This is a genomic window from Rheinheimera sp. ATLC3, from assembly GCF_059429535.1.
This window is the reverse complement of the sequence record NZ_CM182103.1, coordinates 3,579,321-3,596,058: the sequence shown is the minus strand read 5'-3', so window position 1 is coordinate 3,596,058 and position 16,738 is coordinate 3,579,321. Positions and strand designations below refer to the sequence as shown.

The window sequence follows — 16,738 nt, the reverse complement described above, 5'->3', positions numbered from 1 at the left end:
AACGTAATGAATTAAAGACTGTTAAATTCACGGTTTAGCTGAAACTTTGCTGACGTCACGTGACGTTCTATATCACGCAACCGTAACTCCAAACCGTTAAACTGATTAGACAAATGCTGCAAAGCTTGTTTTGGTGCTTCGCCACGCTGCCAAACGCGGGTTTTCACTTCAACCGGACGCTCTGTGGCAGGTTTGTAGTCAGCGGTGGTTTCCAGCCTGGCAGCAGCTTTGGACTTTTTTTCCAGCACCACCCAGGCTGCGACATACAGCACGAACACGAAACCGCCAGCACCGAGAAAAAATGCTGATACGGTAATGATCCTTACCAGCCAAAGCTCCCAGCCGAAGTAATCTGCGATACCGGCACATACGCCGGCAATCTTACCATTGGCATCATCCCGCAGCAGTTCGCGTTTTTGCTTAGTCATGCTGAGCCCTCCATTTCGGACTTTCGGCATCTAATATGGCTTCCAGCGTTTTAATGCGGTCAGCCATTTTTTCCGCCCGTTGCGCCAGTTCATTTAACTGTGACAGTTCCTGATCTGACAACCCCTGGCCAATCTTGTTCTTACTGCGGTAATGCATTATGACCCAGATTGGCGCCACAAAAATCATAAACAGGATCAGTGGCACAAAAATTATTTCATGAATATCCATCTGCAACTCCCGGACGCCTGATTATCAGGCGTCTTTATCTTTTTGATTTACTTTAGCTTTTAACGCTGCCAGCTCATTGTCAATTTTTTCCTGTGCAGCCAGCTCAGCAAATTCATCTTTTAAGGTTTTCTTACCCAGATCATAGGCTTCAACCTGAGCCTCCAGCGTATCAATTTTCTGCTCATAACGCTCAAATTTATACATCGCATCATTGATACGGTTGCTATCAAGTGTCTTCTTCACTTCCAGGCGCGAAGCTACGGTTTTCTGACGCATCAACATCGCCTTCTGCCGTGCTTTGGCATCTGCCAGCTTTTCCTGTAGCTGCGCTACTTCGTCTTGTAACTTGCCGATATGCTCATCCAGATTGGCGATATCTGCCGTAACAGAATCAGCTTGCTCTGCAGCCTTCTGCCGCTCAATCAGTGCCGCTCTGGCCAGATCTTCGCGTTCTTTGCTCAGCGCCAGCTCAGCTTTGCTTTGCCAGTCACTAACTTCTTCCTGTAAACGGTTGACCACACGTTGCAATTCTTTTTTCTCTGCGATGGTTTTAGCAGAAGAAGAACGCACTTCTACTAAGGTGTCTTCCATTTCCTGAATAATCAAGCGCACCATTTTTTCCGGATCTTCGGCTTTATCTAATAATGCGTTGATATTTGAATTCACTATGTCTGAGAAGCGTGAAAAAATACCCATAATATTTACCTCATAAATGACTGGTTAAGTACAACCTAATCTATTCAGGTTTCTTGCCAACTTTTTAAATTAATTTAATTCATTGAATAATATGATTTTTTATTTATTTTAATGAAAAGCTTCTGCTGTCAGCCATTATGAAATACACTACTAATTAGCCAATTTAACTAACTAATAGCACGCCATGAGCAGAAAATTCCAACAAGATAATCTGGTGGGCCAGTCTAACAGCTTTCTTAATGTGCTGGATCAGGTCTCGCAAATCGCACCGCTGGACAAACCGGTACTCATTATCGGTGAACGGGGTACAGGTAAAGAACTTATCGCCGCCCGTTTGCACTTTTTGTCACAACGCTGGGATCAGCAATACCTGACACTTAACTGTGCATCGCTAAATGAGAACTTGCTGGAAAGCGAATTGTTTGGTCACGAATCCGGCGCTTTTACCGGTGCCAGTAAACGTCATGAAGGCCGCTTCGAACGCGCTCACGGCGGTACCTTGTTTCTTGATGAGCTGGCAAACACGCCAGGCCTAGTTCAGGAAAAACTGCTGCGTGTAATTGAATATGGGGAATTCGAGCGGGTTGGAGGCAGCAGGCCTATCAAAACAGATGTACGGTTAATCTGCGCAACCAACGAAGATTTGCCGGTGCTGGCCGAGCACGGTGAATTTCGCGCTGACTTACTTGACCGGCTGGCTTTCGATGTTATCACCCTGCCACCGATGCGGGAAAGACGCGAAGATATTCTGCTGCTGGCAGAACATTTTGCCATTAACATGGCCCGCGAGCTCGGATTTGAATTATTTAGTGGCTTTAGCGAAAAGGCTAAGCGCACTTTGCTGGATTACCACTGGCCCGGTAATGTACGTGAACTGAAAAATGTGGTGGAGCGCAGTGTTTACCGCACAAATAATGCTTATGTGCCGGTACATGATATTTTACTGGATCCGTTTGAATCACCATACCGACCGAAACAACGTATCAAAGCGCCAAAGCCGCAAACCACAGCTGTGACAGCCGACGCCACGGTAGTCCCACAAACTGCAGTACAAGCACCAACAGCAAGCGGTTCCAGCCTGTTCGATTTTACTCAGACGCAAGACTTTAAAACCTTGTCACAGGATTTTGAGGTCAGCCTGATTAAGCAAGCGTTGGCTGCAAGCCAGTTCAACCAGAAAAAAACCGCAGAATTGCTAAATCTGACGTATCATCAGTTGCGTGGCTACATGAAAAAGTATCAGTTACTGGACAGCCAACAAGTATGAAGCCAAACCACGGCCACATGTCATTATCTGGTTTCAACCGCTGCACGATGTCTTTACTTGTGTGTAGTATCAGCTTACTAAGTGGATGCAAGCCTCCCTTGCCGGACACGGTACGAAGTGGCCTGGTGTACTGCTCAGAGGGCTCTCCCGAAACATTTAATCCTCAACTGGTAACTTCTGGTACCACTATTGATGCTATCAGCCAGCAACTTTATGACCGGCTGCTGGAGATAGATGCAGATACCGGCGAGCTGGTGCCGGCGCTTGCCAAAAGCTGGCAGGTCAGCGCAGATGGTAAAACCTATCTTTTTACCCTGCGTGACGATGTGCAATTTCATCAGACAGAATACTTCAGCCCCTCCAGACCCCTACAGGCTGAAGATGTGGTTTTTACTTTCAACCGTATTATGCAGCACAACCATCCGTTCCACCGCCAAGGTGGTGGAAACTATCCTTTTTTCCAGAGTGTAGATTGGGCGGATCTGGTCGACAGTGTTACCGCAGACACGCCACATCAGGTGCGTTTTAAGTTAAGCCGGCCTGACAGCTCATTTTTATCTAATATCGCAACCGATTTTGCGGCTATTTTATCGGCTGAATATGGTGCTAAACTCGTTAAATCGGGCCAGTTATCCAGAATGGACAGCCATCCGATAGGTACCGGCCCTTTCAGGTTTAAGGAATATCAAAAAGATGTACTTATCCGCTATTATCGCCACCGAAATTACTGGCGTGAACCGGCTAAGCCAGAACAGCTGGTGTTCGACATAGTTCCTAACAACGCGCGACGCATGGCGAAATTGTTCACACATGAATGCGATGTGGTGGCTTTTCCCCGCGTAGCTGAACTTGGCTTAATTAGTAAAAGGCCTGATGTTGATGTGCAGGAAAGCACCAGCATGAATATTGGCTTTTGGGCATTTAATACCGCTAAGCCTCCGTTTGATCAGGTAAAAGTGCGGCAGGCACTGGCACATGCGATTAACCGCGATGCGATTTTGCAGGCCGTATATTTTGGCCACGCCACCGCTGCAGACTCCGTACTACCGCCAACGTCATGGGCATATAACCCTAACCTGACAGTACAGCAATATGATCCGGTTAAAGCAAAAGCCTTATTAACTGAAGCCGGTTACCCCGATGGCTTTAGCATGGATATTTGGGCGATGCCGGTGCAGCGACTATACAACCCTAATGCTCTGAAAATGGCTGAGTTGATGCAGGCCGATTTAGCTCAAATTGGCGTGCGCGCCAGCATTGTGTCTTATGAGTGGAACAGCTTTCGCCGTAAGCTCGGCTCTTATGAGCATGATTCAGTATTGATCGGCTGGTCGGCGGATAATGCCGACCCGGATAACTTCTTCCGGCCTTTGCTAAGCTGCAGTGCTGCACTGACCGGGTCAAACCGGGCTAACTGGTGTGACGAAACCTTTGACAATCTGATAAGCCAGGCCTTGCTTACCGCTGATCAGAAACAGCGGCGCAGCTATTACATGGCAGCTCAGCAATATCTGGCTGAACAAATGCCGTTGCTCAGTATCGCACATTCCCAGCGTTTTCAGGCAATTAGCAGCGATATCAAAGGCGTGCGAATAAACCCTTATGGCGGAATTGCGCTGGCTAATGCTGTGAAGGATGTAAAATGATCTTATATCTGCTGCGCCGGATGTTTCTGCTGGCCTTCGTCTTTATTGCCCTGAGCATTTTTGCTTTTAGTCTTGGATATTTGTTTCCGGGTGAACCGCTGCAAAACTTTACCGGTTTAAGGCATATTTCTGCAGAACAGTTGCCCCTGTTGCAACAGGAATACCGGATGGAACAGGGCTATATTGCACAATATCTGGCTTATCTGGGGCGCATTTTCTCCGGAAACTGGGCATTATCATTCTCCAGTCAGCAACCCCTGCTACAGGAAATGCAGATGCTGATGCCAGCAACACTGGAGCTGGCATCTTACGCACTACTGATTTCGTTTTTTATTGGTATACCCATCGGCATTATTGCTGCCATCAAACCCGAAGGTACACTGAGTAAATTGATCTCTGCGGTTGCGGTTGCAGGTTACTCTATTCCGGTGTTTTGGTGGGCATTGTTGCTGATAATGTTGTTTTCACTGGCGTTAGGCTGGCTACCGACTGCAGGGCGGATTGGCGTTTTATACGAAATCAACCATGTTACCGGCTTTATGCTGCCGGATATACTGCTATCAGGTACCGCACATCGCCAGGAAGCCCTGCTTAACGCACTGCGCCACTTACTGCTGCCTACCATTGTGCTGGCAACCTTCCCGACGACTGTAATGATAAGATTTACCCGCGATGCAATGCTGGATGTGTGGGAGCAAAGTTATATAAAGACAGCCAGGGCAAAAGGGTTGAACCGCGGGCAGGTACTCTACCGGCATGCGCTTCGCAACGCACTGTTGCCTGTAATACGGCAAATTGGTTTGCAATTCAGTACGCTGATTACGCTGGCAATGATCACTGAAGTTATCTTTTCCTGGCCCGGCATAGGCCGCTGGCTGATTGACAGTATTTATCAGCGTAATTACCCGGCTATTCAAGCCGGTTTGCTGGTGATATCAACCCTCGTCATAACGGTAAATATGCTGACAGAAATACTTCACACCGTTTTTAACCCGTTGGCAAGGAAACGCTGATATGGCTAAATTCCGCCTGCTTCCGGATGAACAACTTGCCCGCTCTCCTGTCAGACAATTATGGCGTGAGTTCTCAAGGCACCACAGCGCAGTAGCCGGGCTGCTGCTGTTTATTATTTTTTTTCTGCTGGCACTGATGTCGCCACTGATAAGCCCGCATGATCCTTACTTACAAAATGATACTCTGTTGTTATTGCCTCCATCCTGGTCAGAACAAGGATTGGTGCAATACCCGTTTGGTACTGACGATCTCGGCCGCGACCTATTCTCCAGACTTTTAGTCGGTGCGCGATACACTTTTGGTATAGCTATCATCACCGTGCTCGGCGCTCTGTTTATGGGGCTGCTGCTTGGCACCCTTGCGGGTATGAGCAAAGGCGTAAAATCCAGCATTTTTAATCATGTGCTGGATTTAGCGTTAACAATACCGTCTTTGCTACTGGCGATCATCATTGTCGCGATACTGGGCCCTGGCCTGCAAAATACTACCTGGGCTATCATGCTGGCACTGCTGCCTCAATTTGTACACGGTATCCGCAACGCTATAGCTGAGCAGCTAAATCAGGACTATGTCGTTGCCTATCGCCTGGATGGCGCAAATAACTGGCAGGTATTCAGCCGGATTATCATGCCAAACATTTGGGAACGGCTTACGCTGATGGCCACAATGGCCCTGTCAACCGCGACGCTGGATATCGCCGCACTTGGCTTCCTGGGGCTGGGCGCTCAGGCACCCAGTGCAGAATGGGGAGCCATCATAGGCGACTCACTTGATCTGATTTATATTGCACCTGTCAGTGTGGCTGTGCCTGGCCTGTTAATCTTTATGGCTGTGTTGTCTGTTAATCTGGTAGGCGATGGCTTGCGTAACGCAGCCAAAAAACGGCGGGAAAACTAATGCTGTTGCTGGACATCAAAAATCTGACAATTGAGCTTAAAACATCCGACGCCCTGATCCGGGCAGTAGACAGAGTGAATCTAAGCCTGCGCGAAGGCGAGATCCGCGGCTTGGTAGGGGAATCTGGCTCTGGTAAAAGCCTGATCGCCAAAGCCATCGTTGGGGTGCTGAATAAGCGCTGGCAAATCACCGCAGACAGGTTTAACTGGCGGGGACAGGATTTACTTAACCTACCGTACGAGCAACAGCGAAAAATCATAGGCCGCGACATTGCCATGATATATCAGGAACCAAGCCGCAGCCTGGACCCTACAGCCGCCATTCTGGAACAGCTCGAAGAAGCTATTCCGGATAATCTGCTCGACGGTCCCTGGTGGAAACGCAGCTATCTGCGCCGGCGTAAAGCTATAGCGCTGCTACATAAAGTCGGGGTCCGTGACCACCAGTCAGTCTTACAAAGCTATCCTTATCAGCTGTCAGAGGGCGTATGCCAAAAAATCATGATCGCGATGGCCATTGCGAAAAACCCCAAGTTACTGATAGCCGACGAGCCAACAACAACGCTGGAAAGTACTACCCAAGCTCAGCTTTTTCGCTTGCTGGCCAGTTTCAATCAGTTAAAAGGCATGTCTGTGCTGCTGATCAGCCATGAGCTGGAAAGTATAGCGCGTTATACTCAGAGCCTGAGCGTGCTCTATTGTGGTCAGTTGGTTGAGGCGGGTGAAACCGCTGCCATTATTAAGCAGCCGTACCATCCGTACACGCATGCACTGATTAAAAGCGTGCCCGAATTTCAACCCGATTTACAACCGAAAACGCCACTGTATGCTTTACCTGGCAGTATCCCGGTGCTGCAGCATCTGCCCATCGGCTGCAGGCTTGGGCCTCGCTGCCCCAATGCACGCAAAGAATGCGTAAAAACACCAGCTTTGGACCGTTTGCAGAACCATTACTACAGCTGCCACTTCCCGCTGATAGGAAATAAAGACATATGAGTACTCTGCTCGAGGTTAAGCAGTTACATAAAACCTACCGCAAACAAGCCGGGCTTTTTCGCCAACGCAGTGTGGTTGCACTGGACGATATCAGCTTCAGTCTTGACAGTGGCAAAACGCTGGCAATTGTTGGTGAAACAGGTTCTGGCAAAAGTACGCTGGCGAAAATGCTGGTAGGCATTGAGAAACCTGACCATGGAGAAATACTGCTGGAAGGGACTAAAGTTCAGATAAGCCATTTTCGTCAGTACAACCACGTTATCCGCTTTATTTTTCAGGACGCGGCCAAATCATTAAATCCACATCAGAAGATTGGCCAGATGCTGGACGACGTCTTACGTTACAGCACAAAGCAAGACACCGAACAGCGTCGCTATAAAATTCGTACCGTATTAAAACAGGTTGGCCTGCTTGACGAGCATAGCGAATACTACCCGCATATGTTCTCGGGTGGTCAGCTGCAGCGTGTTGCGCTGGCCAGAGCACTTATTCTTGATCCAAAGCTACTTATCCTTGATGAAGCGCTGACAGCTCTGGATCCATCCCTGCGAGCCCAAATTGTGAACTTGCTGCTGGAACTACAAAAAACATCTGGTTTGGCTTATCTGCTTATCACCAACCATCTGCGTCTGGTTAAACACATTGCCGATGATCTGCTGGTGCTGCATCACGGAAAAATGCTGGACTACGGGGCAACTGCGCATGTATTTGCCAATGCCAGCCATGACTACAGCCGTAAGCTGATTAACAGCGCGCAGGCATAAAAAAACCGTGGCATGCCACGGTTTTTTCTTACCAGCTATCTCTGTGCTTAAAGCGTTTCTTCAGTTTGTGCAGCCCGCAAATTACGGCTGATATCGGCTTTAGCTTTAAGCGCCGCTATCACTGCCCTGAAAGCCAGTTCAGCCTGTTGCTCAGCCAGGCGTTCTAACTGTGCCGCTGCAGGGGCGACTGTTACATCCGCATCCTTAACTGCCAGTACAGTTACCAATGCCGCATCACCATTGGCCAGTGTCACCATCTCAACCGCCGGCTTATCCTGTGGCCGTGGCATCGCAAAAGCTTTAGCACGGATTTCTGCATCTAAAGTACCGCCAAAGCGTGGCGTATCCGGTGATTGCTCAAGCGTTGCATTTAGCTGCTCAGCTTGCTGTGCCAAACCGCTATCAGTGGCATCGGCTAATACTTTTTCTGCTTGTTGCTTGGCAAGTAACGCACTTTGCTCAGCCCGCACCGCGGCTTCAACCTGCGCTTTAACCTCATCCAGACTTTGAGTACGTGCTGCCTCGTGTTCAGTTACCCGAACCACTATCGCTTGCTCTTTGCCCAATTCGATTAACTCACTGTTCAGGCCATCCTGAATAAAGGTTGCATCAAACAGTTTGTTCATCACAGCGGGTGCAGATAAAGGTTCAGTCGCTTCGTTACGGCTAAACAGCGGCGTAGATATCACCTTCTGTCCTGTTGCTTCAGCGGCGTCTTCCAGAGAGTCAGGAACTTCAAAACTCACTTCTGCCAATCGCTGCTGCAACTCATAGTACGCCGTACTTGCCCTGTCCTGCTTAATGCGTTCGGCAATGTCCGCAGATACCTCAGCTAAAGGCTGAATTTGTTCCGGCTCTAACGCGACCAGCTTGATAATGTGGTAACCATAAGCGCTTTTAACAACGCCGCTTACATCCCCTACCTGCTTTAATGCAAATGCAGCCTGTTCAAACTTCTCGTCCATATCACCAGGAGCCAGCCAATCCAGAACACCACCATTCTCTGCAGAGAAAGTATCGGCAGATTTGGCCTTTGCTAACTCAGCAAAATCGGCACCACCTTGAACTTCTTCCAGAATGGCTTGTGCTTGTTGCTCTACATCTGCACTGTCTTCTTCTGATTCCAGCATAATATGCGCGACTTGCCGGCGCTCTTCGCGCACATAGCGCGATTTATTCGCCTGATAATATGCTTCAATCTCTTCCGCTGTAGCCTGCTCATCAGAAGCCAACGCCGCGGCAGATATCTCAATGTATTCCACAGCAACTTTTTGCTCAGTCTCAAACTGAGACAAATTCATCGTATAGTAATCTTGCAGCATTTGATCAGTAATGCTAACTGAATCGGCATAATCCGCTGCTTTAAAACGAATGTAGCTGATATCACGCTGCTGCTGTTGCAGCTTCATAAGCGCCTGCATTTCTTTATCAGTCGCGAACTCACTACCCACCAGCCCTATCATCAACTGGTTACGCGACAACTGTTCGCGGATCAATTCGCGGAATTGTTCCGGTTGATAACCCGCCTGACGCAGTAATGCTATGTACCGGTCATTGTTAAACTGACCATCGACCTGAAATTCCGTCATGTTTCGAATCGCATCGCGGATCTGCTCATCACTAACACGCAGGCCCAAGCTGGCTGCCAATTGCTTTTGCAAAGCTTCGTCAATCAGGCTTTCCAGAACTTCACTTCTGAAGTTATTCATATAGTTGCTGTCAGCTGCCAGTGCCGCGTACATCTCGCCGAACTGTTGCTGCATCCGGGCACGTCCGTTTTGAAATGCCTGCTCAAAGTCTTCCCGGCTGATTTTTTCACCGTTAACTTCAGCAACATGGGTGTCAGCTGGCGTGTTTAAATAGCTACCTACACCTGCCAGTGCAAATGTCAGGATCACTAAGCCTAAAATAGACTTGGCAATAATTCCCTGTGAGCCTTCTCTGATTTTTTCTAACATCTTAGCGCGATCTCTTTATTCACTATATGTTGCCGGGAGACAACAAAACAGCATTACTGTTGCCGTAAAAAAAAACGCATCTTAACAGATGCGCTTTTTTTAGAGAAGCCTTGGGAGGCTACGGCTACCATATTCTGCTGCCTGTTTTAACTGCTTAGTCTGTAGTAGCTAAGCAGTTAATTGCACACCCAACTGAGTTTTGCTATTAAGACAAAACTACAGCTTAGTTGCAGGCGTCTTTTAACGCTTTACCTGGCTTGAAAGAAGGAATTTTCGCAGAAGCGATTTGAATAGTTGCACCAGTTTGTGGGTTACGGCCAGTACGGGCTGCACGCTCACGTACGCTGTAAGTACCAAAACCAACTAATGCTACAGAGTCGCCTTCCTTAAGAGCTTCAGTAACAGCATCAATGAACGAATCTAAAGCACGACCAGCTGCCGCTTTAGAAATGTCTGCACCAGCAGCAATTTTGTCGATAAGTTGAGACTTGTTCACAATATCATCCCCTTCAATTGTTATTATTTTCAACAACTACACTTTATTAGTTCTTTAAGTGAGCCCAATCGTTATAACAAGCATCTTTGGCGCTTGCAAGCAAAAGAAGCATCAAAACTAATAATTCCGGCTTTGACTGCAGCCCTTGTATAACAAGGGCTTGGTCGAAACTTTCCATAACTTAGCACAGCCAACGGGAATGAAAAGCCCCTATGCAGGATTTTTTTCCGTTTTTTTGCTTTTTGCTGAATTTTTTGTCGTTTCCAGCACCGAAACACGCTCTAAAGGCTCTTGTAACGCCAGCTCCAGCACATCGTCTATCCATTTCACCGGACAAATTTCGATATCCCCTTTCACATTATCCGGGATATCTTTTAAATCCCGCACATTGTCATGTGGGATCAACACGCGTTTAATACCACCACGATGTGCCGCCAGCAGTTTCTCTTTCAAGCCACCGATAGGCAGTACCTCGCCACGCAGCGTGATCTCACCGGTCATCGCAACATCGGCCCGCACCGGGTTCCCTGTCAGGCTTGAAACCAGCGCTGTTACCATACCAATACCAGCGCTTGGGCCATCTTTTGGCGTAGCGCCTTCAGGCACATGCACGTGAATATCGCGCTTCTCATAGAAATCTTCATTTATGCGCAGACCAGCAGCTCTGCTGCGAACCACCGTCATAGCGGCCTGGATTGACTCTTTCATCACATCACCCAGCGAGCCGGTAAAGGTCAGTTTGCCTTTACCCATAACTGACGCAGCCTCGATTGTCAGCAAATCGCCGCCTACTTCTGTCCACGCCAGGCCCGTTACCTGACCAATACGGTTACTGTCTTCCGCTTTACCATAGTCGTAACGCTGCACACCGAGGAAGTCTTCCAGGTTTTGCTGATTAACCACAACTTGTTTCAAATCTTTCGTCAGCAGAATTTGTTTTACTGCTTTTCGGCATAACTTCGACACTTCCCGTTCCAGACTACGTACGCCAGCTTCTCGGGTGTAGTAACGGATAATGCCAATAATTGCTGAATCCTCTATAGCAATTTCATTGGTCTTCAGACCGTTACGGCCAATTTGCTTCGGAATAAGATGCTGTTTGGCAATGTTAAGCTTCTCATCTTCGGTGTAACCTGCAAGACGTATCACTTCCATCCGGTCCAGCAGCGCCGCCGGAATATTTAAACTGTTAGACGTTGCAAAAAACATCACATCCGACAGGTCATAATCAACTTCCAGGTAGTGATCGCTGAAACTGGTATTCTGCTCAGGGTCTAATACCTCAAGCAGTGCTGCTGCAGGGTCACCGCGAAAATCCGAGGCCATTTTGTCAATTTCATCCAGCAGGAATAGCGGATTACGAACGCCTACCTTAGCCATTTTCTGAATGATTTTCCCGGGCATAGAACCAATATAGGTCCGTCTGTGCCCCCGGATCTCTGCTTCATCACGCACACCGCCTAATGCCATACGCACATATTTGCGGCCGGTGGCTTTTGCAACAGACTGGCCAAGCGACGTTTTACCCACACCCGGAGGCCCTACCAGGCACAAGATCGGGCCTTTTAATTTATTAACACGCTGTTGCACCGCCAGATACTCGACGATACGCTCTTTAACTTTCTCCAGACCGTAATGGTCTGCATTAAGAATTTCCTCGGCTACTGCCAGATTTTTCTTAACCTTACTGCGTTTTTTCCACGGCACATTTGCCAGCCAATCAATGTAGCTACGTACCACTGTGGCTTCAGCAGACATCGGCGACATCATCTTCAGCTTCTGTAGTTCTGCTTTGGCTTTATCCGACACCTCAGCCGGCATCTGCGCCTGCTCAATTTTCTTGCTCAGCGCTTCAAATTCATCCGGCGTGTCTTCAAGTTCACCCAGTTCACGCTGTATTGCCTTCATCTGTTCATTCAGGTAATACTCACGCTGGCTTTTTTCCATCTGCTTTTTCACACGACTGCGAATACGCCGCTCAACCTGGAGAATATCAATTTCACTCTCCATCATTGCCATCAGATATTCAAGCCGCTCGGTGACGTCAAAAATCTCCAGCACCTTCTGTTTATCTTCCACTTTCAGCGGCATATGTGCCGCCATCGTGTCAGCCAAACGGGCAGGATCATCGATACCTGTTAATGCAGTGAGAACTTCCGGTGGTATCTTCTTGTTCAGCTTGATATAGCCTTCAAACTGATTAATGGCAGAGCGCAGAAAAACTTCCTGCTCGCGGCTTTCTACTTCAGACGCTTCAATAATATCAACGTAGGCAGCAAAAGCTTCCTCTGTCTCAGTAAACTCTGCCAGACGCGCTCGGCGACTTCCTTCAACCAGCACTTTAACTGTGCCGTCAGGCAGCTTAAGTAATTGTAAAATCGTGGCAACCGTACCAACCTGGTATAAATCGCTGGCGGAGGGATCATCTAACGTCGCATCCTTTTGGGCCACTAAGAAGATCTGTTTATCTTTCTCCATTGCAGCATCCAGACACTTAATGGATTTTGCCCGCCCGACAAACAGTGGAATAACCATATGGGGATAAACGACAACGTCGCGTAGTGCCAGTACCGGCATATGCAAACGTTCTGCATGTTCTGATGTCATTGATTCTCTCTCGAAATTAATTACTGCAGGCGCAAATATGTTTCAGTATATGGGGCTCATTTTCAAAACTTCAATCACCAGAAAGAAAAAGGAGCCTTTCGTGCTCCTTTTTCGCAATAGCTAGATTTTAACCGCTATACCTTTAGTGTGATTCAGCAGCCACTGGCTCGCTGCTCTGATAAATCAGAATAGGGTCGCTTTCTCCGCGGATCACCGTTTCATCAATCACCACTTTCGCTACATCCTGCATCGAAGGTAGCTCGTACATGGTATCCAGCAGAACACCTTCAACTATCGAGCGCAAGCCACGGGCACCGGTTTTACGCTCCATCGCTTTTTGTGCAATCGCTTTTAGCGCATCTTCACGAAACTCCAGCTCAACCTCTTCCATCGCGAATAACGCAGCAAACTGTTTTACCAGAGCGTTTTTAGGTTCACTCAGGATCTGTACCAGCGCAGCCAAATCAAGCTCACTGAGTGTCGCCACGACAGGAAGACGGCCTATAAACTCAGGGATCAAGCCATATTTGACTAAATCTTCCGGCTCAACATCACGAAACGACTCACTCAAACTGCGGCTACTTTCTTTGCTACGCACCTCGGCACCAAAGCCAATACCTGAGCCTTTGGCACAGCGCTGCTCAATCACCTTGTCAAGCCCAGCAAAAGCACCGCCACAGATAAACAAGATTTTTGAGGTATCAACCTGCAAAAATTCCTGCTGCGGATGTTTACGACCACCTTGCGGCGGTACAGACGCAATAGTACCTTCAATCAACTTTAACAGCGCCTGCTGCACACCTTCACCTGACACATCCCGGGTAATTGAAGGGTTATCAGACTTACGTGAAATCTTATCGATCTCATCGATGTAGACGATGCCACGTTGGGCCTTCTCTACGTCGTAGTCACACTTTTGCAATAGCTTCTGAATGATGTTCTCAACGTCCTCGCCGACATAACCCGCTTCTGTCAGTGTGGTCGCATCTGCCATGGTGAAAGGCACATCCAGCAATCTGGCAAGCGTCTCAGCAAGCAACGTTTTACCACTGCCGGTCGGGCCTATCAGCAAAATATTACTTTTGCCCAGCTCTACATCCTGTTTATGCTGAGCACTACGTAAGCGTTTGTAATGGTTGTACACAGCAACTGCCAGTACTTTCTTGGCATGGTCCTGACCGATTACGTAATCATCGAGGTGGTTGCGGATCTCCCGCGGTACCGGCAATTTATCGGCATCACGCTTCGGCGAAATATCCTTAATTTCCTCACGGATAATGTCATTGCATAAATCAACGCATTCATCACAAATGTAAACCTGTGGGCCTGCAATCAACTTACGCACTTCATGCTGTGATTTGCCACAAAAAGAACAGTACAACAGTTTACCGTTCTTATCGCCGTCAGTGCGGTGATCAGACATGTAACTACCTCTTTCACTACGATGCAGCTCACTAGACCGAGCTGCCTTATATGATTATTTCGCGTCTCTGCTACTTAATATGGCATCTACCAGGCCATAATCCAAGGCTTGTTGTGCACTTAAAAAGTTATCGCGCTCAGTATCTTTACAAACCTGTTCGTAACTCTTACCAGTATGCTCTGCCATCAGACGGTTCAACTTTTCTTTGATACTTAAAATTTCCCGGGCATGGATTTCAAAATCCGTTGCTTGCCCCTGAAACCCGCCTAAAGGTTGGTGAATCATTACCCTGGCATTTGGCAAACAATAACGCTTGCCTTTAGTGCCACCGGAAAGCAAAAACGCGCCCATGCTGGCTGCCTGCCCCACGCATACTGTCGCGATATCCGGCTTAATATAACGCATAGTATCGTATATCGATAAACCGGCCGTAACAGAACCGCCAGGGGAGTTGATGTAAATATAGATGTCTTTTTCAGGATTTTCTGATTCTAAGAACAATAATTGCGCCACAATCAGGTTGGCCATGTGGTCTTCGACCTGACCAGTTAAGAATATTACCCGCTCTTTGAGCAAACGAGAGTATATATCAAATGAGCGTTCGCCTTTGGCAGTTTGTTCAATAACGATTGGTACCAGAGCGTTTACTATGTCATTCATATGTTGCGGCATAGACATATTATAGGGTTCCCTCTAAATGGCTGGTTTTATTGTTGCAGAAAATAAAATGGCCCGAACAGTTGTCCGAGCCATTAAAGCCGTCAAGCCGACATAAGTCAACGTTAGTTGGCTGTTTGCGGGTTCATTATCTCGTCAAAAGCTGCTTTTTGTTCAGTCACTTTCGCGCCGGCCAGAATAACGTCGATGGCTTGCTCTTCCAGTGCCACATTCCGCATGCTTTGCAGCAATTCTTTATTGCTGTTGTAGTACTGTACAACTTCTTGCGGATCTTCGTAGGCAGAAGCAACAGTTTCAATTAACGCCTGAACTTTGCTGTCATCAACTTTCAGCTCGTTTGTCTTGATAACTTCACCCAGTAACAGGCCTACTTTAACGCGATCTTTCGCTTGCTCTTCGAACAGAGATGCTGGTAATTCTGGCAGTTGCTTAGGATCTAAGTTATTGCCAAAACGCTGCAGGGCCTGTTTACGCAGTACATCTACTTCACCGGCGATCAATGCTTTAGGCACGTCAACTTCGTTGTTTGCCAGTAAACCTTTGATAACCTGCTCTTTTACTTTTGCTTTAATATTCTGGTTCAGTTCACGCTCCATGTTCTTACGCACTTCAACTTTCAGCGCGTCAACTGTAGCAGTTTCCAGACCAAATAATGCAGCGAACTCATCGTTCAGCTCTGGCAGCACTTGCTGCTCAACTTTATTAACGGTAACCGCAAAGCTTGCGGCCTTACCTTTTAAATTCTCAGCATGGTATTGTTCCGGGAACGTTACATCAACAGTAACTTGCTCACCGACTTTCTTACCAACGATACCATCTTCAAAACCCGGGATCATGCGGCCTTGGCCTAATTCTAAGCTGAAGTTGCTGGCTTTACCGCCTTCAAACTCTTCACCATCAATTGAACCAACAAAATCGATAACTACGCGATCAGAAGCAGCTGCTTTGCCTTTTTTCTCTTCCCATTTCGCATGTTGCTTACGCAGGGTATCCAACATTTTGTCCAGGTCAGCGTCAGCAATTTCTACTACTGGTTTATTTACTTCGATTTTGTCCAGGTTCTTAACTTCAACGTCCGGATACACTTCGAAAGTGGCTTTAAATTCCAGATCTTTACCCTGTGCCAATTGACCAGGAGCAAAAGTAGGAGAACCAGCCGGAGTCAGTTTGTTCTCAATAATGGCATCATAGAAATGACGCTGCATTTGCTCACCTGCAACTTCCTGCAGTACTGCCATGCCGTAGCGTTTTTGGATCAGTGATACCGGGGCTTTACCCGGACGGAAACCGTCGATACGCTGACGCTTGGCCAGATCACGTAAACGGCTTTTTACTTCTGTATCAATTTTGTCGGCCGGAACTGTGATTGTTAACTGGCGCTCTAAACCCTGAGTGGTTTCCACAGAAACTTGCATCTTGTTACCTCAAATTCAAAATACAGGCGCATAACAAACGCCTTACTAATATGATCTGGTATCAAAAATGCAGCACTGAACCAGACCTGTAATAAAATAGGACGCGGCATTATAGCGGGGTAAATGTCTGGCGTCGAGCCCTTAACTAAAGCCCATTTATGCAGCTGTGTTTGGTATAAAAAAACGCAACCTGATCAGCAAATTACTCAGGTTGCGTCAGTTTAA

At 47.6% G+C, this 16,738-nt stretch carries 15 protein-coding genes; 6 read left to right on the top strand and 9 right to left on the bottom strand.

Annotated elements, in window-relative coordinates; all coding sequences use genetic code 11:
• Positions 1-11 precede the first annotated feature (11 nt).
• From pspC to pspA, 3 genes are read right to left on the bottom strand one after another with little or no spacing between them, the layout of a single operon-like run.
• Positions 12-428: an envelope stress response membrane protein PspC gene (pspC, locus tag AC5SV9_RS16715; protein WP_134056204.1), complete on the bottom strand. Its 417-nt coding sequence runs from the start codon at positions 426-428 to the stop codon at positions 12-14.
• Complete coding sequence (gene pspB / locus AC5SV9_RS16710; protein WP_134056206.1) at positions 421-657, bottom strand: envelope stress response membrane protein PspB; 237 nt, start codon at positions 655-657, stop codon at positions 421-423. The genes pspC and pspB overlap by 8 nt, the downstream gene beginning before the upstream one ends.
• 24 nt (positions 658-681) lie before the next feature.
• The gene (gene pspA / locus AC5SV9_RS16705; RefSeq protein ID WP_475148701.1) at positions 682-1,353 is read right to left on the bottom strand and encodes a phage shock protein PspA; all 672 of its coding nucleotides are present in this window, start codon (positions 1,351-1,353) and stop codon (positions 682-684) included.
• Positions 1,354-1,537: 184 nt separating this feature from the next.
• On the opposite strand from pspA, the gene pspF reads away from it, so the two are divergent.
• Genes pspF through AC5SV9_RS16675 form a run of 6 tightly spaced genes read left to right on the top strand, consistent with a single transcriptional unit; the run spans position 1,538 to position 7,936 of the window.
• Positions 1,538-2,620: a phage shock protein operon transcriptional activator gene (gene pspF / locus AC5SV9_RS16700; protein WP_475148698.1), complete on the top strand. Its 1,083-nt coding sequence runs from the start codon at positions 1,538-1,540 to the stop codon at positions 2,618-2,620.
• A gap of 47 nt (positions 2,621-2,667) precedes the next feature.
• Complete coding sequence (locus AC5SV9_RS16695; protein WP_475148697.1) at positions 2,668-4,266, top strand: ABC transporter substrate-binding protein; 1,599 nt, start codon at positions 2,668-2,670, stop codon at positions 4,264-4,266.
• Positions 4,263-5,279: an ABC transporter permease subunit gene (locus AC5SV9_RS16690; protein ID WP_475148695.1), complete on the top strand. Its 1,017-nt coding sequence runs from the start codon at positions 4,263-4,265 to the stop codon at positions 5,277-5,279. Before AC5SV9_RS16695 ends, AC5SV9_RS16690 begins: the two co-directional genes overlap by 4 nt.
• Before the next feature lies 1 nt (position 5,280).
• Positions 5,281-6,177 carry an ABC transporter permease subunit gene (locus AC5SV9_RS16685; RefSeq protein WP_475148693.1) on the top strand — a complete coding sequence of 299 codons (897 nt, stop codon included), beginning with the start codon at positions 5,281-5,283 and terminating at the stop codon, positions 6,175-6,177.
• Positions 6,177-7,172, top strand: a complete 996-nt coding sequence (locus AC5SV9_RS16680; RefSeq protein ID WP_417707459.1) for a peptide ABC transporter ATP-binding protein — start codon at positions 6,177-6,179, stop codon at positions 7,170-7,172. The genes AC5SV9_RS16685 and AC5SV9_RS16680 overlap by 1 nt, the downstream gene beginning before the upstream one ends.
• Complete coding sequence (locus AC5SV9_RS16675; RefSeq protein ID WP_475148690.1) at positions 7,169-7,936, top strand: ATP-binding cassette domain-containing protein; 768 nt, start codon at positions 7,169-7,171, stop codon at positions 7,934-7,936. Before AC5SV9_RS16680 ends, AC5SV9_RS16675 begins: the two co-directional genes overlap by 4 nt.
• 47 nt (positions 7,937-7,983) lie before the next feature.
• Here AC5SV9_RS16675 and AC5SV9_RS16670 read toward each other — a convergent pair whose 3' ends face one another.
• From AC5SV9_RS16670 to tig, 6 genes are all read right to left on the bottom strand, one after another.
• Positions 7,984-9,894, bottom strand: coding sequence for a SurA N-terminal domain-containing protein (locus tag AC5SV9_RS16670; protein ID WP_475148689.1), 1,911 nt, complete (start codon positions 9,892-9,894; stop codon positions 7,984-7,986).
• 223 nt (positions 9,895-10,117) lie between these two features.
• Complete coding sequence (gene hupB, locus AC5SV9_RS16665; protein WP_008220336.1) at positions 10,118-10,390, bottom strand: nucleoid-associated protein HU-beta; 273 nt, start codon at positions 10,388-10,390, stop codon at positions 10,118-10,120.
• Positions 10,391-10,600: 210 nt separating this feature from the next.
• Positions 10,601-12,997 (bottom strand): endopeptidase La, encoded by a 2,397-nt coding sequence (gene lon / locus AC5SV9_RS16660; protein WP_475148687.1) that lies wholly within the window; start codon positions 12,995-12,997, stop codon positions 10,601-10,603.
• Between the two features lie 142 nt (positions 12,998-13,139).
• The gene (gene clpX, locus AC5SV9_RS16655; RefSeq protein WP_134056226.1) at positions 13,140-14,420 is read right to left on the bottom strand and encodes an ATP-dependent protease ATP-binding subunit ClpX; all 1,281 of its coding nucleotides are present in this window, start codon (positions 14,418-14,420) and stop codon (positions 13,140-13,142) included.
• Between the two features lie 54 nt (positions 14,421-14,474).
• Positions 14,475-15,080: an ATP-dependent Clp endopeptidase proteolytic subunit ClpP gene (gene clpP, locus AC5SV9_RS16650; RefSeq protein ID WP_134056752.1), complete on the bottom strand. Its 606-nt coding sequence runs from the start codon at positions 15,078-15,080 to the stop codon at positions 14,475-14,477.
• Between the two features lie 122 nt (positions 15,081-15,202).
• A complete protein-coding gene (tig, locus tag AC5SV9_RS16645) occupies positions 15,203-16,513 on the bottom strand; it encodes a trigger factor (protein WP_475148686.1) in 1,311 nt (436 codons plus the stop codon).
• Between the last annotated feature and the right edge of the window lie 225 nt (positions 16,514-16,738).